Origin of the sequence: Rhizobium indigoferae, from assembly GCF_034554815.1 — a bacterium.
Taxonomy (GTDB): domain Bacteria; phylum Pseudomonadota; class Alphaproteobacteria; order Rhizobiales; family Rhizobiaceae; genus Rhizobium; species Rhizobium leguminosarum.
In genome coordinates this window covers 4,703,427-4,726,095 of sequence record NZ_CP140635.1, presented here as the reverse complement: position 1 = coordinate 4,726,095, position 22,669 = coordinate 4,703,427, and the positions used below count along the sequence as shown (strand labels likewise).

The window sequence follows — 22,669 nt, the reverse complement described above, 5'->3', positions numbered from 1 at the left end:
CCGAGGGAGCAAGACGCTCGATGCTTGTCCAGCTTCAATATCTGCGTGCCATCGCGGCGCTGATGGTCGTCTATTTCCACGCGATATTGCAGCTTGCCAAGGTCAATCCCGCGGTCGACGCCACCGCCTTCATCTATGGCGAAACCGGCGTCGACATCTTCTTCGTCCTGAGCGGTTTCGTGATGTGGCTGACGACGAGCGGACGCGCGATGAGCCCGGTCGATTTCGCCCGGCGGCGCATCAAAAGGATCGTGCCGCTCTACTGGCTGGCGACGCTGTTTTCGGCGACTGTGGCGCTGGTGGCCCCGTCATTGTTGAAATCGACGGTGTTCGACCTGCCGCATCTCATCGCCTCGCTGTTGTTCCTGCCATGGGCCAATCCCGCCGATCCCAGCACGATCACGCCGGTGGTCGTTCCGGGATGGACGCTGAATTACGAAATGTTCTTCTACTTGGTCTTTGCGCTTCTGCTGCCGCTGCAGGAAGTTCGCCGCATCCCGGCGATGTTTGCCGTCTTTGCCGTTATCCTGATCACCTGCCGGCTGCTGCCGGAAACGACTGTGAGCCGGTTCTACCGCGAGCCGATCATGCTGGAGTTTCTCGCCGGTGTCGTGCTCGGCTGGCTCTACGGACAGAAGGTCCTGCTACCGAACCGCTGGGCTTGGGCAGCCCTTGCCATCGGCTTCGCCTTTCTCTTCATCAACGAGGCGCTGATGCCGCCGGAAAGCCGGTTCTACGCCTGGGGAATCCCAGCGATCTTCATCATCTACGGCGCGATCTCCATCGATTTTTCCAGGCTGCCGGTTGTGGGATGGCTGAACTACCTCGGCGACTGCTCCTACAGCATCTATATCACCCACGCCTTCACGCTGGCTTTTCTCAGGGTCGCCGCCGATCGGCTGCCGATCGGCATACTGCAGCAGCCCGTGCTCTTCGTCATCCTCTCGCTGGTGCTCTCGTCGATCGGCGGTGCGATCATCCATGAGATCACCTCGCCGCGCCGGAAGGTTGCGGTGGCGAGCCGCCCGCCGGCCTAAAGCGCGTCGAAGGCGAGAATACGCATCCAAGCGGCGCTGACGGTACAGTTTTTCGCGCAACTTCTCCTAAGCTTCAACCTTGGCAAATGAGAGAACTTGCAGAAACGTGATGGTTTCTCTTGCAATTTGTCGCATGAATGAAAGTGCGCCGGCCTATTCGCGGCCCGGGCTTTGATCTAAGCACGGCGGCGGCCTTGGAGAGGGAAAGACATGACAAGTTACGTATTGACGGTATCCTGCAAATCGACACGCGGCATCGTCGCGGCGATTTCGAGCTATCTGGCAGACAAGGGCTGCAACATCGTCGATAGTTCCCAGTTCGACGATCTGGATACCGGCAAGTTCTTCACGCGGGTGAGCTTCATCTCCGAGGAAGGCGTGCCCCTTGCCGAACTCAAGGAAGGCTTCGAGCCGATCTCCAAGCGGTTCGCCATGGATGCCGAGATCCATGACGGCAACGCCCGCATGAAGGTGCTGCTGATGGTGTCGCGCTTCGGCCATTGTCTCAACGACCTGCTCTACCGCTGGAAGATCGGCGCACTGCCGATCGATATCGTCGGCGTCGTCTCCAACCATTTCGATTACCAGAAGGTCGTGGTCAACCACGACATCCCCTTCCACCACATCAAGGTGACGAAGGAGAACAAACTGCAGGCCGAAGGCCAGATCATGGATATCGTCGAACAGACGGGTACGGAGCTGATCGTTCTCGCCCGTTACATGCAGGTGCTTTCGGATGCGATGTGCCAGAAAATGTCTGGCCGGATCATCAACATCCATCATTCCTTCCTGCCGAGCTTCAAGGGCGCCAACCCTTACAAGCAGGCCTACGGCCGCGGCGTGAAGCTGATCGGGGCGACGGCGCATTACGTCACCGCCGATCTCGACGAGGGCCCGATCATCGAGCAGGACACGGCACGCATCACCCATGCACAGTCGCCCGACGACTATGTCTCGATCGGCCGCGACGTCGAAAGCCAGGTGCTGGCCCGCGCCATCCACGCTCACATCCACCACCGCACCTTCCTGAACGGCAACCGCACCGTGGTCTTTCCGGCAAGCCCCGGCGGCTACGCTTCCGAACGCATGGGTTGAGCGCCGCCTAGACCCTGCATCTCTTTTGCTGGCGAATGACAATCTCCCGTTGCCTGCCGGCGGCAAGTACTTGATTATCTCGTTCAATAGGTAATCGAATCATGCTGCGGAGGGGTGTCATGACCGACGAGGCGCTTGTTGATCGCATGGCGCTGCCGCGTCCCGACGTCACCGCTAGCGACGCGGAAGAGATACTCCTTGCTCATTACAGCCTCTCCGGCACGCTTACCGAACTCGGCAGCCAGCAGGATCGAAACTATCGCGTCGATAACGATCGTGGCCGCTACGTCCTGAAGATCTGCCATGCAGCCTACGAGACCCGCGAGCTCGAAGCGCAGAATGCGGCGATCCGTCACCTCAAAAGCCGGCAAGATGCGCCGCGCGTTCCGCAGGTGATCCCCACCAATGACGGGCGGGAGATCGTCGTCCTGACCGTGCGCGGGCGGGGCTATCAGGTCCGGCTGCTGGAATATCTGGAAGGCCAGGGGCTGACAGAACTGACCTATCTGGCGCCGGCCTCCGTTGCGGCCCTCGGCGCGCTCTGCGCCAGGCTGGCGCTAGCGCTTGCCGATTTCAACCATCCTGGTCTCGACCGCAGCCTGCAATGGGATCTCAGGCGCGCCGGGCCGGTCGCGGTGCAGCTGCTGTCCGCGATCACCGACAGTGCGGCGCGCGACCGGATCGCCAAGACCATGGTGATGGCCATCCGCCGCATCCAGCCGTTGGCGGCATCGCTTCGGCTGCAGGCCGTGCATCATGACGTCACCGGCGACAATGTCGTCGGCCACCGCAACGCCCGTGGCCATACGATCCCCGACGGGGTGATCGATTTCGGCGACATCATCCGCGGCTGGCTGGTCGGCGACCTCGCCGTCACATGCGCTTCGCTGCTGCATCAGGCGGATGGCGACCCTTTTTATATCCTGCCAGCCGTCACCGCCTATCAGGCGATCTATCCGCTGACCGAGGAGGAGCTGAAGGCGCTCTGGCCGTTGACCGTCGCGCGCGCGGTCATTCTCGTCGCCAGCAGCGAGCAGCAGATTTCGGTCGATCCCGATAATGACTATGTCCGCGGCAACCTCAAGCACGAGCGGGCGATCTTCGATACGGCGATGTCCGTTCCCTTCGAACTGATGGAAGCCGCGATCCTCAAGGCGGCCGGCGCAAATGTCGCCGCCCCGGAAACATCGGGATGGCTGCCGTTGCTGCCGGACATCGATCCCGCCGGGATCGCCTTTGTCGATCTTGGGGTGCGGAGCCCGCATTTTTCCGCCGGCAATTGGCTGAATACCGACATGGACTGGCGGCTGCTTGCCCGCGTGGCAACGGAAAACGGCATCGCAGCGACGCGCTATGGCGAATATCGGCTTTCCCGCGCGAGCTTGGGAAATGCGACGGGACAGGCAACCTGCGCCCTGCATATCGACATTTGCCTCGCGGCAGGCAACGCGATTGCTGCACCCTTTGCCGGTCGCATCGGCTGGAAGGACCAGCATCTGACGCTTGCCAGCGACAGCATGACCCTGCATCTCGATGGGCTCGATCTCTCGGTCGAGGATGGAGCTGAGGTGGCCGCCGGCGATCCGCTCGGCACGGTTTTCGGAGAGGCTGCGTCGCTCGGCGGGCTGCGCGTCCAGCTTTGCAGCGTCGCAGGTCTCGAACCGCCGCTTTTTGCCACGCCGCGCACGGCTGCGGCCTGGTCGGCGCTCTGCCCCTCACCCTCGCTCCTTCTCAGCCCGGAAGCCGATGCACCGAGATCTGATGCCGCCGAACTGCTCGCCAGGCGGCAGGCGCATCTCGCAAGGCCGCAGAAGAACTATTACGCGGCGGCGCCGCAGATCGAGCGCGGCTGGCGGGAGCATCTGTTCGATGTCGAGGGCCGCGCCTATCTCGACATGGTCAACAACGTCACCATTCTCGGCCATGGCCATCCCAGGTTCGCGGCAGCGATCCACGCCCAATGGCTGCGGCTCAACACGAATTCGCGCTTCCACTATGCCGCGATCACGGAATTTTCCGAACGCCTCGCCGCCCTGTCGCCGGACGGGCTGGACGCGGTCTTCCTGGTCAACAGCGGCTCGGAGGCGAACGATCTGGCGCTTCGGCTGGCGCAAGCCCATAGCGGCGCGCGCAACATGCTCTGCCTGCTCGAAGCCTATCATGGCTGGTCAGCAGCGAGCGACGCCGTCTCCACCTCGATCGCCGACAATCCGCAGGCACCGACCACCCGGCCGGACTGGGTGCATACCGTCGTTTCGCCGAACACCTATCGCGGCGACTTCCGTGGTCCCGATACGGCAGCGGATTATCTCGGCATGGCGACGCCGGTGCTGGAAGCAATTGATGCTGCGGGCGAAGGCCTTGCGGGCTTCATCGCCGAATCGGTCTACGGCAATGCCGGCGGCATTCCGCTGCCGGACGGTTATCTCAGGGAAATCTACGCGCAGGTACGCGCTCGCGGCGGCCTCTGCATCGCCGATGAGGTGCAGGTCGGCTATGCCAGGCTCGGACATTATTTCTGGGGCTTCGAGCAGCAAGGGGTCGTGCCTGATATCATCACCGTCGCCAAGGGCATGGGCAACGGCCATCCGCTCGGCGCCGTCATCACCACGCGGGAGATTGCGCAATCGCTGGAGAAGGAGGGCTCTTTCTTTTCCTCCACGGGCGGCAGCCCCGTCAGCTGCATCGCCGGCATGGCGGTGCTCGACATCATGGCCGAGGAAAAGCTGCAGGAAAATGCCCGGACAGTCGGCGATCATCTGAAGGCGCGGCTCGCCGCGCTGATCGACCGTCATCCGATTGCGGGCGCCGTGCACGGCATGGGCCTCTATCTCGGCCTCGAATTCGTCCGCGACAGAACGACGCTGGAGCCGGCGACGGAAGAGACGGCTGCAATCTGCGACCGGCTTCTCGAACTCGGCGTCATCATGCAGCCGACCGGCGATCACCAAAATGTCCTGAAGATCAAACCGCCGCTCTGCCTCAGCATCGACAGCGCAGATTTTTTCGCGGACATGCTGGAGAAGGTGCTCGAAGAAGGCTGGTGACACGGGGCTTCCAGCATTAACCAAATCGGTCATTTCGAGGCATGGCGATTTTTAATGAAACGGGCCATTGCCTGATACAGCAAGGCTTCCTATGTCTGCCGCTGTGATCGATCGAACTTCCGATTCTGTCATGCGAATTTAACGAAGGACTGATATGTTTCTTTCTGCAAGTTCGGGCTGCGACGGAATGAATTTTTTCGGATCGTCGATATTTTGACACGTTTCGGAATATGTTTCCGACAGGCTATCGGGTAATCTCTACCAAGATAGTAGATTATTGAAGACAGCCATCACCGGCCCCGGGCTGTACCGGGACCTCTCAAGTGCAACGCCAACACAAGGAACGAGCATGATAGACATCGATATTCTCGCCGATCTCCTTGGGCGATCTGTGCTTGGCAATGACCGTCCGGGCGCCCTCTCCCGCCCGAACTGTCGAATGTGACGTTCGTCCTCCTTTCAACGGTACCAGACAAGTCAATTCGCCATGGCTGCGCATGTCGCGCGGCAGGAGTTCTATCTATGAAGAAGCAAGTTATCGAATATGCAGGCGTTCCCGTCGGGATCGTCATTCCCGATGAAGACCGGCTGAAGTTCATCGCCGTGAAATTTCATGTCCACGACCTCGACGAGCAGCGTTTCGGCTCGCCCGACGAGGTGCGGCTGGCCATCCATGACCTGATGACCCGCCGTCATCCGAAGCCGCTTCATGCCTGAGGGCATGAGGCCGCTATTGGCATTCGCGGCTTTTCCCGATGTCCGACCGGTCCCGCCAAATGGGGCCGGTCTTGTTTTTTGAGGGCAATTGCAGTCCTATCGGCGGCCTTTCCGCATAAGGATCCGCCCTTGCCCGATCTTCTGAACCTCATCACCGACATCGAAGGCGTTTCCGTCGGCCATGCAACCGACCTTGCGCTCGGTTCCGGCGTCACGGTCATCATCTTCGACGAACCGGCCGTCGCATCCGGCACGGTGCTCGGCGGTGCGCCCGGCGGGCGCGACACCGGCCTGCTCGATCCGTCGATGACCGTCAATGCCGTGGATGCCTTCGTGCTCTCCGGCGGCTCGGCCTTCGGGCTGGATGCCGCCGGCGGCGTGCAGGCGGGCCTGCGCGAACTCGGCCGCGGTTTTGTAGTCGGGCCGCTGCGCATTCCGATCGTGCCACAGGCGATTCTGATGGACCTGCTGAATGGCGGCGACAAGGATTGGGGCCTTCACTCGCCCTATCGCGATATGGGCTATGCGGCGTTGAAGGCCGCCGCCAAGGGCGCATTCGCGCTCGGCACGACAGGTGCCGGCACAGGAGCGACGACGGCCACCGTCAAGGGCGGGCTCGGCTCGGCCAGCGCCGTCAGCAGCACCGGGCATCGCGTTGCGGCGATCGTCGCCGTCAATGCGCTGGGCTCCGCAACGATCGGCGACGGACCGCATTTCTGGGCGGCGCCTTTTGAAAAGGATGCGGAATTCGGTGGGCTCGGCATGCCTGATGTGGCCGACCACCGGATGCGGCTCAAGGGCATGAACACGCCGGCAACGACGATCGGCGCTGTTGTGACCGATGCGCAGCTGACGAAGGCCGAGGCGCACCGGCTTTCGCTCGCCGGCCATGACGGCCTCGCCCGAGCACTGCTGCCGGCGCATCTGCCGCTCGACGGCGACACCGTCTTTGCCGCTTCGACGGCCAAGCATCGAAGAGACGACATGGTGAGCCTGATGGAGCTTTGCCACCTCGCGACCATCGTCATGGCGCGGGCGATCGCCCGTGGCGTCTATGCCGCGACCGCCCTTCCGGTTGAGGGCGCGCAAAAGGCCTGGCGCGACCGCTACCCGAATGGCCACTGATTGAATACGGTCGGAACCGGAACCCACAACGTGCCGAATGGCGGAGAGACGTGAATGCAGATCCGGGCGCTGATGTATTTCGACGAGCTGGTCAGGACCAATTCGATGCGCCAGGCGGCCGAGAATCTCAATGTCGCGCCGACGGCGATCAGCCGGCAGATCGAGAACCTCGAATATCATTTCGGCGCGCCGCTCGTCGAACGCAGCGCCCGCGGCGTCAAGCTGACGGCCGCCGGCGAACTGCTTGCTGCCCGCGCCGGCCGGACGCTGCGCGAACTCGATCACGTGCAGCAGCTGATCGAAGATCTTAAAGGCCTGCAGCGCGGCCGTGTCAGCATCTATGCCAATGGGGCGACCGTCGCCAATCTGCTGGCGCCGGCGCTTGCCGAATTCAGCCTGAAATATCCGAAGCTGCGCTTTACCGTGACAATCACCAGCGCGCGGCAGGCGGTCGATGCGGTCAACAGCGCCGAGGCGGATATTGCGGTGACGCTGTTTGCGCCACCGATGTCCGGCACCAAGGTGCGGCTGCGCTCCGAGATCGCCTATGATCTCATCGTCACGCCGCAGCATCCGGCCGCCGCGCATGCCGAGATCCCTATCGGGCAACTCGCCGACTACGCATTGGCGCTGCCGGATCAATCCTTCGGCTTCCGCCAGGCTTTCGACGCGCTGTTCGAGAAGGAGGGGTTGAGCCTCGATCCCGTCTTCGTCACCAGCTCGCTCGAAATGCTGAAGGAACTTGTGCTCAGCGGGGCTGCGGCCACGCTGCTGCCAGCGCTGACTGTCCGCCGCGAGATCGAGGCGGGTCAGCTCCTTGCCATTCCGCTCGCCGGCAAGACCGGCATCCGCACCCATGTCGATCTCTGCGTTGCACCGGACCGGCAGCTGTCCTTCGCCGCGACGAAACTGCTCGACTTCATCGAGAGGTTCATGCGCGAGCGCACGAACCGCCGGACCGAGACGAAAGACTGACGCTTCGCGCTTGCATTGCCCGCAGATTTGCGGTGTAGCTTTTTCGGCTACACTGAGCACACAAAATCGTCATTGTGTGTGCACCGGCATAGTGTCACTCTCCTCGCAAAAGGTCTTCGTCATCGACGCGCGGCCAGATAAGGGAACATGATGATCAAGCTTTCGTTTGCGCCTTCAGCGCGTTTCGCCCGGCGGCTTTCGCTCGGTGCTGCGCTTTCGGCCGGCCTGGTGATGACGGCGATGACGCCGGCCGAGGCGGCGAAGACCACGCTTAATCTCGGCATGAGCGTCGAGCCAACCGGTCTCGACCCGACGATCGCAGCACCAGTCGCAATCGGCCAGGTGACCTGGCAGAACGTGTTCGAGGGGCTGGTGACGATCGACCAGGCCGGCAAGATCCAGCCGCAGCTGGCAAAAAGCTGGGAGATCTCTCCCGATGGCCTGACCTATACGTTCAAGCTACAGACCGGCGTCAAATTCCATGACGGTCAGGCCTTCGATGCCACTGCTGCCAAGTTTTCGCTCGACCGCGCCCGCGGCGCCGATTCCGTCAATCCGCAGAAGCGCTTCTTCGCTTCGATCGCCTCGGTCGATACGCCCGATGCCGAAACGCTGGTGCTGCATCTCTCGGCACCGACCGGCAGCCTGATCTACTGGCTCGGCTGGCCAGCCTCGGTGATGGTCGCACCGAAGACGGCTGCCGACGACAAGACGACGCCAGTAGGCACCGGTCCGTTCAAATTCGCCAGCTGGGCGAAGGGCGACAAGGTCGAACTCGCCAGGAATGCCGATTATTGGAACAAGAATGCGGCCGCCAAGCTCGACACGGTGACCTTCCGCTTCATCGCCGATCCGCAGGCGCAGGCGGCTGCGCTGAAATCCGGCGATCTCGATGCCTTTCCGGAATTTGCCGCGCCTGAGCTGATGAGTTCTTTCGACGGCGATGCGAGGCTGGTCACCAAGATCGGCAATACCGAGCTCAAGGTCGTTGCCGGCGTGAACAATGCCAAGAAGCCGTTCGACGACAAACGCGTCCGCCAGGCGCTGATGATGGCGATCGACCGCAAGACGGTAATCGACGGCGCATGGTCGGGCCTCGGCACACCGATCGGCAGCCACTACACGCCGAACGATCCGGGGTATCAGGACACGACCAATGTGCTGCCCTACGACGTCGAGAAGGCGAAGGCGTTGCTCGCCGAAGCCGGCTATCCCAACGGCTTCACCTTCACGATCAAATCGCCGCAGATGGCTTATGCGCCGCGCAGCGCCCAGGTGATGCAGGCGATGTTTGCCGAGATCGGCGTAACGATGAATATCGAGCCGACCGAATTTCCGGCGAAATGGGTCCAGGACATCATGAAGGACCGCAACTTCGACATGACGATCGTTGCCCATGCCGAACCGCTCGACATCGACATCTATGCCCGCGATCCCTATTATTTCAATTATAAGAACCCCGCTTTCAACGCGCTGATGAAGAAGGTCCAAGAGACGACCGATCCCGCCGCGCAGAATGCGATCTATGGCGACGCGCAGAAGATCCTCGCCGAGGACGTGCCGGCGCTCTACCTCTTCGTCATGCCGAAACTCGGCGTCTGGGACAAGAAGCTGAAGGGACTGTGGGAGAACGAGCCGATCCCTTCCAACGTACTCTCCGGCGTTTCCTGGGACGAGTAGGCGAACAGTTAAGGCGGATTGAGAGGCATGAACGAGGGGAAGCCGCATAACGAACCGTTCGATGCCGGTCGCAGCCCTCCCCGTTCCACATCGAAAGTGTGGCAAGCATGATCTCACTCCTCGCCCGCCGCTTCGCCGGTCTCCTCGTCACCCTCGTCGTCGTCTCACTGCTGATCTTCGCCGTCATGGATCTTCTGCCCGGTGATCCCGCCTCGATCATGCTCGGCACCTCGGCAACACCTGAAACGCTTGCCGCACTGCGCCACGATCTCGGGCTCGATCAGCCGCTGCTGCTGCGCTACGGGCAATGGTTGACCGGCGTGCTCTCCGGCAATCTTGGCAATTCCTTAACTTATGGCGTGCCAGTCGCGGGATTGATCGTCGAGCGGCTGGCAGTGACGCTGCCGCTGGCGCTGATGGCGATTATGCTTTCTGTGGCGATTGCCTTGCCGCTCGGGGTGCTGGCCGCCTCGCGCCGCGGCGGTGTCTTCGACATCATCGCAACGCTGTTTTCGCAGGTCAGCATCGCCGTGCCCGCCTTCTGGGTGGCACTGCTGTTGATCATTCTATTTTCGACGATGCTCGGGCTGATGCCGGCCGGCGGCTTCCCGGGCTGGAGCTCCGGGCTGATGCCGGCATTGCAGGCGCTGGTTATGCCCGCCGTCGCGCTGGCGATGCCGCAAGCGGGCGTGTTGACGCGGGTGGCGCGCTCGGCGGTGCTCGATACGATGCATGAGGATTTTGCCCGCACCGCCGTGGCGAAGGGACTGTCACGCAGTGCAGTGCTTTGGCGGCATATCGTGCCGAACGCGCTGATCCCGATCCTGACAATGATCGGGCTGCAATTCACCTTTCTCGTCGCCGGCGCGGTGCTGGTGGAAAACGTCTTCAACCTGCCCGGCCTCGGGCGGCTCGCGCTGCAGGCGCTCTCCCAGCGCGACATCATCGTGATGCAGGATGTCGTGCTGTTCTTCGCAGGCCTTGTCATCGTGATGAATTTCATCGTCGATCTCTCCTATCTGGCGATTGATCCCAGGATGAGAAAGGCGGCCTGACGCATGGCACCGATCGTATCCACCGCAATCATGAGCCGCCGCCGCCGGGTCTTTAGACTTAGCCGGCGAATGAACCTGATTTCAGGGGCTGTCATCATCGGGCTGCTGGTCACCGTTGCACTGCTGTCGCTTGTCTGGACGCCGCTGCCGCCGGCGAAAATGCAGATCATCCACAAATTACAGCCACCGCTTGCCTTCGGCCTGCTCGGCACGGACCAGTTCGGCCGTGATGTGCTTTCGATGCTGATGGCAGGCTGCTGGAATTCACTGTCGATCGCCATTACCGCGGTGGCGATCGGCGGGACGCTCGGCTCGATCGCCGGCATTTCGGCGGCGGCGATCCGCGGTCCTTTCGAGGCGTTGCTGATGCGCATCTGCGACGTCATCTTCGCCTTGCCGCCGATCCTGTCCGCCATGGTGCTCGGCGCCTTTCTCGGGCCGGGGCGGTTCACCGCGATCACCGCGATTGCCGTCTTCATGATCCCGGTCTTTGCCCGCGTCACACTCGCGACCTCGCTGCAGGCCTGGAGCCGCGACTATGTGACGGCGGCGCGCGCGATCGGCAATACGCGCCTGACCATTTCGCTACGCCATGTGCTGCCGAATATCATGAGCCAGATCATCGTGCATGGCGCGATCCAGCTGGGGCTGGCGATCCTCACCGAAGCGGGGCTCAGCTTCCTTGGGCTCGGCATGGCGCCGCCGGCGCCGACCTGGGGCCGGATGCTTGCCGATGCGCAAACCTATCTGGCGCTCGCCCCCTGGCTGGCGATCCTGCCCGGCCTTGCCATCGCGCTCACCGTCTTCGGCTTCAACATGCTCGGCGACGGTTTGCGCGATCTGCTCGACCCGCGCGAGGCGAGCCGCTGATGTCCTCCCAAGACGAAAAGCCCGAAAGACCATGCCATGACCGAAACCGACCTTACCATTCGCGAACTCAGGCGGCGCTTCACCGATAAGAGCCTCTCCCCTCTCGAATACTGGCTTTCCCTCGAAGGCCATATAGCGGCCTGGGAGCCTTCGATTTCGGCGCTCTACCTCTACGATCCGGAATCGGCGCGCGCGCAGGCGAAAGCGTCGACGGAGCGCTGGGCCAAGGGAGAAACGCTGGGCCCCCTCGACGGCATCCCGGTGACGCTGAAAGAGCTGATCGCCACGAAGGGCCAGCCGGTGCCGCTCGGCACGAGGGCAGTGGAACTGAAGCCGGCGGACGCCGACGCACCGGCCGCCGCCCGACTGCGCGAAGACGGCGCGGTGATCTTCGCCAAGACGACCTGCCCCGATTACGGCATGCTTTCCTCCGGGCTTTCGAGCTTTCATCCTCTCAGCCGCAATCCCTGGAACACCGCGCAGAATCCCGGCGGATCGAGCGCCGGGGCTTCCGCAGCGGCGGCGGCCGGCTACGGACCGCTGCATATCGGCACCGATATCGGCGGCTCGGTGCGCCTTCCCGCCGGCTGGACCGGCATCTTCGGCTTCAAGCCGAGCCATGGGCGCATTCCGGCCGATCCCTATTATGTCGGGCGCTGCGTCGGGCCGATGGCGCGTACAGTCGAGGATGCGGCCTTTTCGATGGCGACGCTGTCACGGCCGGACTGGCGCGACGGCACCAGTCTGCCGCCGAACGATTTCAACTGGATGGATCTCGACATCGACCTATCGGGCATGAAGATCGGGCTAATGCTCGATGCCGGCTGCGGGCTTACGGTGGAGGACGAGATCAGGGTCGCAGTCGAAGCGGCGGCGCAACAGTTCGAGAAGGCCGGCGCGACCATTGTATCAGTCCAGCCGGTGCTGACGCGCGCGATGCTGGATGGCCTCGACAAATTCTGGCGGTCCCGGTTCTGGGGCGATATCGCCGAGCTCGACGACAACAGGCGCGACAGCATCCTGCCCTATATCAGGGATTGGGCGATGGGCGGCGCCGACATCAGCGGTGTCGATGCGGTCAGGGGCTTCAACCAGACGATCGAGATGCGCAAGAGCTGCGGACAGCTGTTTACCGAGGTCGACGCCCTGCTTTCGCCGACCAATCCGATCATCTCCTATCCGGCCGAATGGGCATCGCCGACCAACGATCCGGCCCTGCCGTTCGAGCATATCGGTTTCACCGTGCCGTGGAACATGTCGGAGCAGCCGGCCGCGTCGATCAATTGTGGTTTCTCCCGATCAGGGATGCCGATCGGCCTGCAGATCGTCGGGCCGCGTTTCGACGACATGCGGGTGCTGAGGCTGTCGAAAGCCTTCGAAGACTGGACCGGCGGGGTAAGATCCTGGCCGCGGCCTCCGATCAGCTGATCGGGCGGCGATAGCCGGTCGGTTGCTCGTAGAGCCAGCCGATGCGCTCGACGGCGGCCGCGAAATTCTCGCGCGCCACCGTCATGCTATGCCCGTTGGCGTGTAGAATGGTTTCCGGATCCTCGAAGACGGCGACATGGCCCTTCCAGAATACGAGGTCGCCGCGGCGGATTTCGGAGCGGTCGATCGGCTGGCCGAGGCTTGCTGCCTGCAGGTCGGTATCGCGCGGCGCAGCTCTGCCCGTCATCAGCATCGCCAGCTGGACGAGGCCGGAGCAATCGATGCCGAGGCCGGAACGTCCGCCCCAGAGGTAGGGCGTTTCCAGGAAACGGGCGACGATCTCCACGTAATCGGCGCCATCGAGAGCGCCGATCGGCTGGACGTGCTTGGCAAAGATCGCCGTTCCGTCCTCGAGCACGACGTAGCGATTGCCTCGCGCTTCCGCCTCGCCGGCGACGTAGACGCGGCTTCCCATCGACACGATGGCCTGGTGGGGCCTGCGCAGTTCCGGTTCGGGATAGACGAAGCTGCGCTGCACGGTGACGATATGGGTCGGCGCCGGCCTGCCTTCTAAGAGCGCGTCCGCCGCGACATAACCGACATAACCGTCCGCGGCGGCTTTCACCCAGCACCAGCCTTTGGCGCGGTCGAAAACCGTCAAATCCTCGCCGAGAAGCAGTTCCGTATCGATGCCGCGGGCAAGGTCCGGTTCAGGGCGCACGGCCAGGACAGGAACGGCGACACGCGCCGGCGCGCCCTTCACAAAGCGCGACGCCTCGACCTTGCCTTCGAGGCCGGCTTCCGCGAGATCAGGCCGGTAGGCATGCAGGCGGCGGTCGAGCATCGTCATTCGCGTTCCTTTCAGATCGGCAGCCGGCGGGCCTGATCTCGTATGAGATCGCCGAGCTTTTCCAGGTAAAGCGCACCGCCGACGGTGCGCTTGATGATCACGTTGCGCCGGTCGGCATCGTCACGCACGCGGTCGACCAGACCCATCTCGCCCATCGTATCCAAGGCGCGGGTGATGACCGGCTTGGTGACATCAAGTGTGGCGGCAAGCCCGCGCACCGTGTGCGGCGGCGGCACCAGATAAATATGCAGCAGGATCGCCATCTGGCGCAACGTCAAATCGCGATCGTCGTGGCGGACCTGATCGAGCGCCGCGCCATGCCAGAGCCCCAGCGCCTGCGAGGCGGTCAGTTCGATCGGCACGGCCCCTCCGGAAGATCGTTACGCTAGCGTTCCATTTTCCGGTAGTTGCCATGCACATGCAAGGGGCGCTGGAAATTGCCGCCCGGCAGGGTGAATAAAATTTTAACGATCGGCAGCGAGGCGCAGCGCGTGAACAGGGATCACGCGATGCGCCTCAGCGCTTATTTCTGAAGCATGTTGCGCAAAAGTGTGCAGCGGTTTTGCGATACGACATGCGTAAAACAAAGACTTAAAGCGCAAGGAGCGGATCTGAAAGATCGCGACGCGCTTTAGCATGGCATCAGCGCAAGCTCTCGCGGATATGGTGAAAGAGCGCGCGGATCGCCTGTGCCTCGCCGCCGCCCGGCGAATGTGGTCGTTCGGCTTGAGCCCAGCCGTAAATGTCGAAATGCGCCCAACTCTTCGCCTTGCTGACGAAACGCTTGAGGAAGAGGGCTGCGGTAATCGCCCCCGCCATGCCGCCGGCAGGGGCATTGGTAAGATCGGCGAACTTGGTGCGGATATCCTTTTCGTAGCCGGAATAGAGCGGCAGGCGCCAGATCGGATCGTCGGTTTCCAGGCTCGCTTCGGTCAGGTCATGCGCCAGATTGGCGTCGTCGGTGAAGAAGGGCGGGAGATCCGGGCCAAGGGCAACGCGGGCAGCGCCGGTCAGCGTCGCCATATCGATCAGTAGATCGGGCTCTTCCTCGTCAGCATAGGCAAGCGCATCGGCAAGGATCAAACGGCCTTCGGCGTCGGTATTGTCGATCTGGACGGTCAGGCCCTTGCGGCTCCGATAGATGTCGCCGGGCCGGAAGGCATTGGACGAGATCGCGTTTTCGACGACAGGGACGATGACGCGCAGGTCGACCTTCAGCTTGGCGTCCATGATCATCAGGGCAAGCCCCATGACATTCGCCGCGCCGCCCATGTCCTTCTTCATCAGCAGCATGGAGGCGGCAGGCTTGATGTCGAGACCGCCGGTGTCGAAGCAGACGCCCTTGCCGACGAGCGTCACCTTGCGATGGCCCCTCTTGCCCCAGCGCAGTTCGAGAAGGCGCGGCGCATCGGCGCTGGCGCGGCCAACGGTATGGACCAGCGGGAAGTTTTGCTTGAGCAGGTCGTCACCCGTAATAACCGATATCTCCGCCTTGTAATGTCCGGCCAGGCCACGGAAAACGGCCTCGAGCTGTACCGGCCCCATGTCATTCGTCGGCGTATTGATCAGGTCGCGGGCGAGAAAGACGCCGGCGAGCTGGCGCTTGATGTCGGCGGCGTCGGCATCACGGGGGATCATCAGCGTCGCCGCCGGCGATTTTTCGGATTTGTAACGGTCGAAACGGTAGCTGCCGAGCCCAAAGCCGAGAGCCAGGCGATTTGCCGTCAGCGGCGCGGTCTCGATGTGCCAGTCGCCGGCCGGCAGCGCACGAGCGAGCCGGCCGGTGATGTAAGGCTGCTCGGATGGATTGGTGCCGAGGCCGTAAAGCGCGCCGCCGAGATGGCCTTCGGCCGTCGGGATCAGCAGCAGCGACCCACTTTCGGCCTTGTAGCCTGCCCGGCGCGCCCAATCGAGCGCGATCGGATCGATCGTGCCGGTCTCGATATGGGCAGGCGTGACGGCAAAGATCGGCAGCGTCAAACCGCCCTTCGTATTGAAAGGGGTCGGTCTCTCGATGAACTGATAGGGGGCCATGATTGTCCTTCGGCGGTCGTAAGGAATCGTTCCTTAACGGTCTGTTAGGGTTAACAGACTATTGCTGGAGCGAAGATTGCGTCAAACCTTTCCCTGTTCCGCTTCGAGGTCAGGCGCCGATTTCGGAATCCAGGAACGCATCATGCCTGCCTCGCTCACCACATTCACGAATCGTATCCTGCAGGGCGCTGCGGCCTCGCTGATCGTCCTTGCGCTTGCCGGCTGCTCGACGACCAAGGACCGGATGACAACCGGCTCGGTGCCGAAGCTCACCAAGCCGGTTGAGGAGATGGACGCGACGGAGCTGCGCTCGGCGACGGACCGGCTCGGCCAGGCCTACGAAAAGAACCCGCGCGATCCCGTCACCGGCGTCAATTATGCCAATCTGCTGCGCATGAACGGCCGCGACACCCAGGCGCTCGCCGTCATGCAGCAAGTGGCCATCGCCAATCCCGGCGACCGCAACGTGCTGGCCGCCTACGGCAAGGCGCAGGCGGCGGCCGGCCAGTTCCAGCAGGCGCTCGACACGATCGGCCGCGCCCAGACACCCGACCGTCCGGACTGGAAGCTGATTTCGGCCCAAGGCGCGATCCTCGACCAGATGGGCCGGGCAAGCGATGCCAGGCAGCGCTACCGCGACGCGCTCGACATCCAGCCGAACGAGCCCTCCATCCTTTCCAACCTCGGCATGTCCTATGTGCTGACCGGCGATTTGCGCACGGCCGAAACCTACCTGCGCTCCGCCGCCGGCCAACCCACAGCCGACAGCCGTGTCAGGCAGAACCTTGCCCTCGTCGTCGGCCTTCAGGGACGATTCCCGGAAGCCGAGCAGATCGCCCGGCGCGAACTTTCGCCGCAGCAGGCCGACGCCAATGTCGCCTATCTTAGAGGCATGCTCTCGCAGCAGAATTCCTGGCAGAAACTCGCCGCCAAGGACAAGACGCCGAGCGACAGCAATACCAACTGACCGGATCTCCTCTGAGCTTGAAGCGTCCGAAGTCACTCGCGCGCCAGCCTATCGATCACTTACGCCCGCGAGAATGAGCCGAAGGCCGAGGCCGGCCATGACGGCACCCGCGGTGCGGTCGATCCAGCTCTTGGCGGCAAGATAGAGCCGCCGCGGGCGGCGGGCCGAAAAGGCGAAGGCCACGATCGAATACCACCCCGCCTCCACGACGAACACGCCGAGCGGCAGCGCGACGATGAGACTGACCGGCACCGTCCTCGGTAAAAGTGCGGCAAAGATGCTGGCATAAACGATGATGGTCTTCGGGTTGCTGAGCTGGGTCAGCAGCGCGGTCATGAAGCTCAATCTCGGCGCGCGATTGCCGTTGACGGCGTCGGAGACCTCGAGCGGCTGACCGGCGCTCCTCCAGATATTGACAGCGATATAGACGAGATAGGCGCCGCCTGCGACCTTCAGCAGGATATAGAGCCATTCGAACTGCGACAGCAGCGCCGTCAGCCCGGCAAGCGCCAGCACGGCAAAAACGACCCCGCCGGCGCCCATGCCGAGTGCGGCCACAAGGCCATCCAGCCTCGAACGCGAGATGGCAATCCTGGAGACGACGACGAAGCTCGGGCCGGGGCTCATCGCGCCGACCGCCAAGGCTGCCATGATGCTGACGAAAATGCCCGCAGAAGACATCGGAAACCTCTCTTTTGGATTGAACGAACGCCAGAGCGCTGCGGTTGCATCCGCGGCTGCGATGGTCGTCCATCCCATTTACCAGCTCTGCCGGCGGCGGTCACGCGCGTTTGCCGACGGCGGATCGGACCGACAGTCCTTGATGCACATCGTCCTCTGCCGGAAGCGGTATCCGCTTTCCGGCGCCGGCGCAGCCGTCAGAACTTGTCTGCCACCTGGATGCCGGCCGGACCGAGAATGACGGCGATCAGCACCGGCAGGAAGAACAGGATCATCGGCACCGTCAGTTTCGGCGGCAGGGCGGCCGCCTTCTTTTCCGCTTCGTTCATGCGCTCGTCGCGTCCTTCCTGGGCGAGAACGCGTAGCGCCTGGGCGACCGGCGTGCCGTAGCGATCGGCCTGGATCAGCGCCTGAGTCACCGAGCGCACCAGCTCGATCTGGGTGCGCATTGCAAGATTTTCGAGCGCCACCCGGCGATCCGGCAGGAAGGAGAGCTCGGCCGTGGTCAGCACCATCTCCTCGGCGAGCGCCGGCGACTGCTCGCCGAGCTCTTCCGACACACGACGCATCGCGGCCTCGATCGAGATGCCGGATTCAACGCAGATCAGCATCAGGTCCAACGCATCCGGCCAGGCGCGCTTGATCGAGTGCTGGCGCTTGCCCATGCGGTTCGAGATATAGATGTTCGGCGCGTAGAAGCCGAGATAACCGACGCCGATGATGGCGAAGAGACGGATGGGCGTGCCTCGTCCGGCGAGGTTGCCGAGGCCGAAGACCCAGACAGCGGCAAGCGTCAGGAAAAGGAAGGGCAGCAGGAAACGCGCCACGAGGAAGGTATTCAGCGCGTTCTCCGAGCGAAACCCCGCGGCACGCAGCTTGTTGATCGTATTGTCGTCGACGAGCGCTTTACGCAGGTTGAAGCGCTCGACGATCTGACGGACCGAGCGATTGTTCTGGCTCCTGAGCGAGGCCTTGCCAGCGCCGGTTTCCATATTCATGCGGGCGCGTTCGCGAGCACGGATCTGCTCGCGCTCAGTCGAAACTGCCTTCATGCGCTTGTTGAGATCGCCGCGCTCGAAGAAAGGAATTGCGATCGTGTAAAAGGTGGCGAAGACGGCGATCGCAACGAATACGGCGATCAGCATGCTCGAATTGGTCAGCGTTGCGGCAAGGTCCTGCGACATGGTGCTTCCTTCCGGCTAAATGTCAAAATTGACCATGTTGCGCATGACGAAGATGCCGATCGACATCCAGATTGCCGAGACACCCATGATGAAATGGCCGCGCGGATCGGTGAAAAGGATCATCATGTAATTCGGCGAGGTAAGATAGACGAGGGTCGCGACAATGAAGGGCAGAGCGCCGATGATAACCGCCGATGCCTTGGCTTCCATCGACAGCGCCGAGACCTTGGCCTTCATCTTCCTGCGCTCGCGCAGTACCTTCGAGAGGTTGCCGATCGCTTCCGACAGATTGCCGCCGGCCTGCGACTGGATGGCGATGACGATGGCGAAGAAGTTGACTTCCTGGAGCGGCATGTGGAGCGTCATGCGGGCGCAGGCGTCGGGGATGCTGAGGCCTACCTGCTGCGCCTCGATCACGCGCCGGAATTCGCTCTTCACCGGGTCGGTGCCTTCGGTGGCGATAAGGCGGATCGCATCGTTGAGCGGCAGACCCGATTTGATCGAGCGCGTGATGACGTCAAGCGCATTGGGAAGCTCGTTGAGAAACTTGGTCTGGCGGCGCTTGATCAGGAAGCCGAGAACCCAGCGCGGCAGACCGAGACCGGCGACGACGGCGATACCGACCATGACCATCCACGATACACCAACGACGAAGGCGACGAACAGCAGCACGGAGGCCAAGATGGCGCTGATGAGATAGAATTTCGCCACTGTGATCGTCAGGCCGGCCTGCACCAGCCGGGATTTCATCGACAGGGTCTTCTTGGTCTTTTCGTGCTGGCGCTTTTCCAGATCCTTCAGATTGTCCTGCACCGATTTGCGGCGCTTCGACAGTTCCTGCACCCGGTCACGGGCAGCCTTGACCTTGACGCGGTCACTTTCGGCCGACTTGACGCGGTTGATGCGACTCGCCGATTTCTTGTCGGCCTCGATCTTCGAAAACAACAGGGCATAGGCGACCGCCGCCGCGGAGACGGCGGCGAGGACGACGATTGCCAGCACTACCGGATCGAACCCGAACATCTCACCTATTCCTTGGTTTTCGCTTCCATCGCGTCGAGGGCGGCGGCAAGACGCTTTTCCTCGTTGAAGTAGCGGGCGCGATCCCAGAAATGCGGCTTGCCGACGCCGGTCGACATGTGCCGGCCGATCAGGCGACCGTTCGCATCCTCGCCTTCGATCTCGTAGCGCATCAGATCCTGGGTGATGATGACATCGCCTTCCATGCCGATCACCTCGGTGATCTGGGTGATGCGGCGCGAACCGTCACGAAGGCGTGCCGCCTGAATGACGACGTCGACCGAGCTGGAAATGATCTCGCGCACCGTCTTTGCCGGCAAGGTAAAGCCGCCCATGGCGATCATCGATTCGATACGGCTCAGGCATTCGCGCGGCGTGTTGGCGTGGATCGTGCCCATCGAACCGTCGTGACCGGTGTTCATCGCCTGCAGCAGGTCGAAAACCTCCGGTCCGCGCACTTCGCCGACGATGATGCGCTCGGGACGCATGCGCAGGCAGTTCTTGACGAGATCGCGCATGGTGATTTCGCCCTCGCCTTCGATATTCGGCGGGCGCGTTTCGAGGCGCACGACATGCGGCTGCTGCAGCTGCAGTTCGGCCGTATCCTCGCAGGTGATGACGCGCTCATCCCTGTCGATATAGTTGGTAAGGCAGTTCAGCAGCGTCGTTTTGCCCGAGCCGGTGCCGCCCGAAATGACGACGTTGCAGCGCACGCGCCCGATGATCTGCAGCACGGTTGCGCCTTCCGGCGTGATCGCGCCGAAACGGACGAGTTGATCGAGCGTCAGCTTGTCCTTCTTGAACTTGCGGATGGTGAGCGCCGGCCCGTCGATCGACAGCGGCGGCGCGATGACGTTGACGCGCGAACCATCCGGCAGGCGCGCGTCGCAGATCGGGCTCGATTCGTCGACACGGCGGCCGACCTGGCTGACGATGCGTTGGCAGATCGAGAGAAGCTGCGCATTGTCGCGGAAGCGGATCTCCGATTCAATCGTCTTGCCGCCGACTTCGATGAAAGTCTGGCCGGCGCCGTTGACCATGATATCGGCGATATCGTCGCGCGCGAGCAACGGCTCCAGCGGGCCGTAGCCGAGGACGTCGTTGCAGATATCCTCGAGCAGCTCTTCCTGCTCGGAGATCGACATCGCAAAGTTCTTGATGGTGATGATGTCGTTGACGATGTCGCGGATTTCCTCACGCGCACTTTCACCGTCAAGCTTGGAAAGCTGCGAGAGATCGATCGTATCGATCAGCGCGGAAAAGACCTGCGCCTTGGTGTCGTAATATTCATCGGTGCGGGCCGGGCGCTTGCGCTGCGGCGTCTGCATTGGCGGTGGCGTCACCTGCTGGCGCACGGGCTCGCGCGAGGGTTCGACCAGAATGGAGGGGGAAGAGGCCGCAGGGGCGGCGGCCGGAACCGGCGGCGGCGGAGCAATCGCCCCTCCGACCTTTCCGGAACCTTCGTTTCCGCGTTTTCCAAACATACCGCTCGATCCAATCTGCTCGTTCTAGAGCATTTCCCGATCTCTCCGAGTCAAGGAAATGCTCTATCTTTTAGTTTTCACGCAATTCCGGACGAAAACCGCTGCACACTTTTGCTGGAATTGCTCATCGTCTACTTGCGCTTCAAGAGGCCCAGCAGGCCGCCTTTCTTCGCCTTCTTGATTGCGACCCGGCCGGTGACGATGTGCGATATCTGCGAAAATGTTTCCGCCGTCGGCGATTTCGGGTCGACTTCGGAAATCATCCGGCCGCTATTGGCGGCGTTGCCGAAAAGATTGATGTCGAAGGGGATGATCGCGATCGGATCGATCTCCAGTGGTTCACAGAAATCCGACGGCGAAATCTCCGGACGTTTCGGCATGCCGACCTGATTGAGGATGAGATGCGGCGGCCTGTCGTTCGGCCGCATCTTGCGCAGCGCGTCCAGCATGTTCTTGGCGTTGCGCAAGTTGGCGAGATCGGGAACCGCTGTGATGACCACCTCGTCGACGCTCGACAGCACTGAGCGCGTCCATTCCGACCATGCATGCGGAACATCGAGCACGGTGACAGGCGCGCTGCGCTGCAGAACATCGAGCACCGGCTGGAAAGCCTGGCCGTCGAAATCATAGGCCCGGTCGAGCAGCGAGGGTGCCGCAAGCAGCGACAGATGCTCGGAGCATTTCGTCAGCAGGCGGTCGAGGAAGACTTCGTCGAGACGATCGGGCGCGAAGACCGCTTCGGCGATGCCCTGGGCCGGATCCTGGTCGAAATCGATGTTCGCCGTGCCATAGGGCAGGTCGAGATCGGCGAGGATCGTCTCGGTGGAGAAGAGATTGGAAATGCCGAAGGCGCAATTATGCGCGATGGTCGAGGCACCGGTGCCACCCTTCGAGCCGATGAAGGCGATGCTGCGGCCAAGCGGCTCGGCGTCCGGATCGACGAAGATCGAGGCCATCGCCGCAAGGATATCGGGCATGGCGACGGGCTGGACCATATATTCGGAAATGCCGTTGCGGATGAGCTCGCGATAAAGCCCGATATCATTGTAATAACCGATAATGACGACCTTGGTCGTCGGATCGCAGACGGCGGCAAGCGGCGCGAGTTCGGCGAGTAGGTTCGCGGCATTCGCCTTGGTCTCGAGGATGATGAGGTTCGGCGTCGGGGCGCCAGAAAACATATTGGCGGCAGCGGCGATGCCGCCGCTGGTGATGCGCATGCTGACCTTCGCCACGCGCCGATCATTGGCACAGCGTTCCATGACATGCTGCAGGGCCTCGCTCTCGCAGAAAGCATGGACGGAGATGCGCGGCAGCGGCCGCATGTTTTCCAGATCCGCCATACGCACCGCCTCCTCGGCGTTGCGAAGCTCGCTGGGATTCCTTATTTCGTATTCGATCGCGCTCATCGTTCCGTTCC

General features: G+C 62.5%; 19 protein-coding genes. 11 read left to right on the top strand and 8 right to left on the bottom strand.

What is annotated here, in order from left to right; translation table 11 throughout:
- The first annotated feature begins 20 nt into the window (after positions 1 to 20).
- The 10 genes from U5G49_RS23120 to U5G49_RS23075 all read left to right on the top strand — a co-directional run bounded on the left by U5G49_RS23120 (position 21) and on the right by U5G49_RS23075 (position 13,029).
- The gene (locus U5G49_RS23120) at positions 21 to 1,037 is read left to right on the top strand and encodes an acyltransferase family protein (RefSeq protein WP_193446448.1); all 1,017 of its coding nucleotides are present in this window, start codon (positions 21 to 23) and stop codon (positions 1,035 to 1,037) included.
- Positions 1,038 to 1,247: 210 nt separating this feature from the next.
- Entirely contained in the window at positions 1,248 to 2,132 is an 885-nt protein-coding gene (purU, locus tag U5G49_RS23115; RefSeq protein ID WP_018244360.1) for a formyltetrahydrofolate deformylase, read from the top strand.
- Positions 2,133 to 2,251: 119 nt separating this feature from the next.
- The gene (locus U5G49_RS23110) at positions 2,252 to 5,179 is read left to right on the top strand and encodes an aminotransferase (protein ID WP_193446449.1); all 2,928 of its coding nucleotides are present in this window, start codon (positions 2,252 to 2,254) and stop codon (positions 5,177 to 5,179) included.
- Between the two features lie 522 nt (positions 5,180 to 5,701).
- Complete coding sequence (locus tag U5G49_RS23105) at positions 5,702 to 5,896, top strand: hypothetical protein (RefSeq protein ID WP_003544544.1); 195 nt, start codon at positions 5,702 to 5,704, stop codon at positions 5,894 to 5,896.
- A 129-nt stretch (positions 5,897 to 6,025) separates the two neighbouring features.
- A complete protein-coding gene (locus U5G49_RS23100; protein WP_193446450.1) occupies positions 6,026 to 7,021 on the top strand; it encodes a P1 family peptidase in 996 nt (331 codons plus the stop codon).
- A gap of 54 nt (positions 7,022 to 7,075) precedes the next feature.
- On the top strand, positions 7,076 to 7,996 hold the full coding sequence (locus tag U5G49_RS23095) for a LysR family transcriptional regulator (RefSeq protein WP_018447954.1): 921 nt from the start codon (positions 7,076 to 7,078) through the stop codon (positions 7,994 to 7,996).
- 150 nt (positions 7,997 to 8,146) lie between these two features.
- Complete coding sequence (locus tag U5G49_RS23090; protein ID WP_193446520.1) at positions 8,147 to 9,676, top strand: ABC transporter substrate-binding protein; 1,530 nt, start codon at positions 8,147 to 8,149, stop codon at positions 9,674 to 9,676.
- Positions 9,677 to 9,783: 107 nt separating this feature from the next.
- On the top strand, positions 9,784 to 10,731 hold the full coding sequence (locus U5G49_RS23085) for an ABC transporter permease (RefSeq protein WP_193446451.1): 948 nt from the start codon (positions 9,784 to 9,786) through the stop codon (positions 10,729 to 10,731).
- A gap of 3 nt (positions 10,732 to 10,734) precedes the next feature.
- Positions 10,735 to 11,601 (top strand): ABC transporter permease, encoded by an 867-nt coding sequence (locus U5G49_RS23080; RefSeq protein ID WP_193446452.1) that lies wholly within the window; start codon positions 10,735 to 10,737, stop codon positions 11,599 to 11,601.
- A gap of 36 nt (positions 11,602 to 11,637) precedes the next feature.
- Positions 11,638 to 13,029 carry an amidase gene (locus tag U5G49_RS23075; protein WP_131702098.1) on the top strand — a complete coding sequence of 464 codons (1,392 nt, stop codon included), beginning with the start codon at positions 11,638 to 11,640 and terminating at the stop codon, positions 13,027 to 13,029.
- On the opposite strand, the gene U5G49_RS23070 is transcribed toward U5G49_RS23075, so the two are convergent.
- The 3 genes from U5G49_RS23070 to U5G49_RS23060 form a co-directional block, all read right to left on the bottom strand.
- Entirely contained in the window at positions 13,022 to 13,879 is an 858-nt protein-coding gene (locus U5G49_RS23070) for a C40 family peptidase (protein WP_193446453.1), read from the bottom strand. The two genes, U5G49_RS23075 and U5G49_RS23070, sit on opposite strands and share 8 nt — an antisense overlap.
- Before the next feature lie 11 nt (positions 13,880 to 13,890).
- The gene (locus tag U5G49_RS23065; RefSeq protein ID WP_003544522.1) at positions 13,891 to 14,241 is read right to left on the bottom strand and encodes a MarR family transcriptional regulator; all 351 of its coding nucleotides are present in this window, start codon (positions 14,239 to 14,241) and stop codon (positions 13,891 to 13,893) included.
- Between the two features lie 280 nt (positions 14,242 to 14,521).
- Entirely contained in the window at positions 14,522 to 15,913 is a 1,392-nt protein-coding gene (locus U5G49_RS23060) for a leucyl aminopeptidase family protein (protein ID WP_193446454.1), read from the bottom strand.
- Between the two features lie 142 nt (positions 15,914 to 16,055).
- Here U5G49_RS23060 and U5G49_RS23055 point away from each other — a divergent pair, with 142 nt between their 5' ends.
- A complete protein-coding gene (locus U5G49_RS23055) occupies positions 16,056 to 16,880 on the top strand; it encodes a tetratricopeptide repeat protein (RefSeq protein ID WP_130653419.1) in 825 nt (274 codons plus the stop codon).
- A gap of 48 nt (positions 16,881 to 16,928) precedes the next feature.
- Here U5G49_RS23055 and U5G49_RS23050 read toward each other — a convergent pair whose 3' ends face one another.
- From U5G49_RS23050 to U5G49_RS23030, 5 genes are all read right to left on the bottom strand, one after another.
- A complete protein-coding gene (locus U5G49_RS23050) occupies positions 16,929 to 17,561 on the bottom strand; it encodes a LysE family translocator (RefSeq protein ID WP_193446455.1) in 633 nt (210 codons plus the stop codon).
- Positions 17,562 to 17,758: 197 nt separating this feature from the next.
- Positions 17,759 to 18,745, bottom strand: a complete 987-nt coding sequence (locus tag U5G49_RS23045) for a type II secretion system F family protein (protein WP_193446456.1) — start codon at positions 18,743 to 18,745, stop codon at positions 17,759 to 17,761.
- Positions 18,746 to 18,760: 15 nt separating this feature from the next.
- Positions 18,761 to 19,768 carry a type II secretion system F family protein gene (locus U5G49_RS23040; protein WP_193446457.1) on the bottom strand — a complete coding sequence of 336 codons (1,008 nt, stop codon included), beginning with the start codon at positions 19,766 to 19,768 and terminating at the stop codon, positions 18,761 to 18,763.
- Between the two features lie 5 nt (positions 19,769 to 19,773).
- Positions 19,774 to 21,249, bottom strand: a complete 1,476-nt coding sequence (locus tag U5G49_RS23035) for a CpaF family protein (RefSeq protein WP_047617509.1) — start codon at positions 21,247 to 21,249, stop codon at positions 19,774 to 19,776.
- Between the two features lie 131 nt (positions 21,250 to 21,380).
- Complete coding sequence (locus U5G49_RS23030) at positions 21,381 to 22,658, bottom strand: AAA family ATPase (RefSeq protein ID WP_047617511.1); 1,278 nt, start codon at positions 22,656 to 22,658, stop codon at positions 21,381 to 21,383.
- Positions 22,659 to 22,669: the final 11 nt, after the last annotated feature.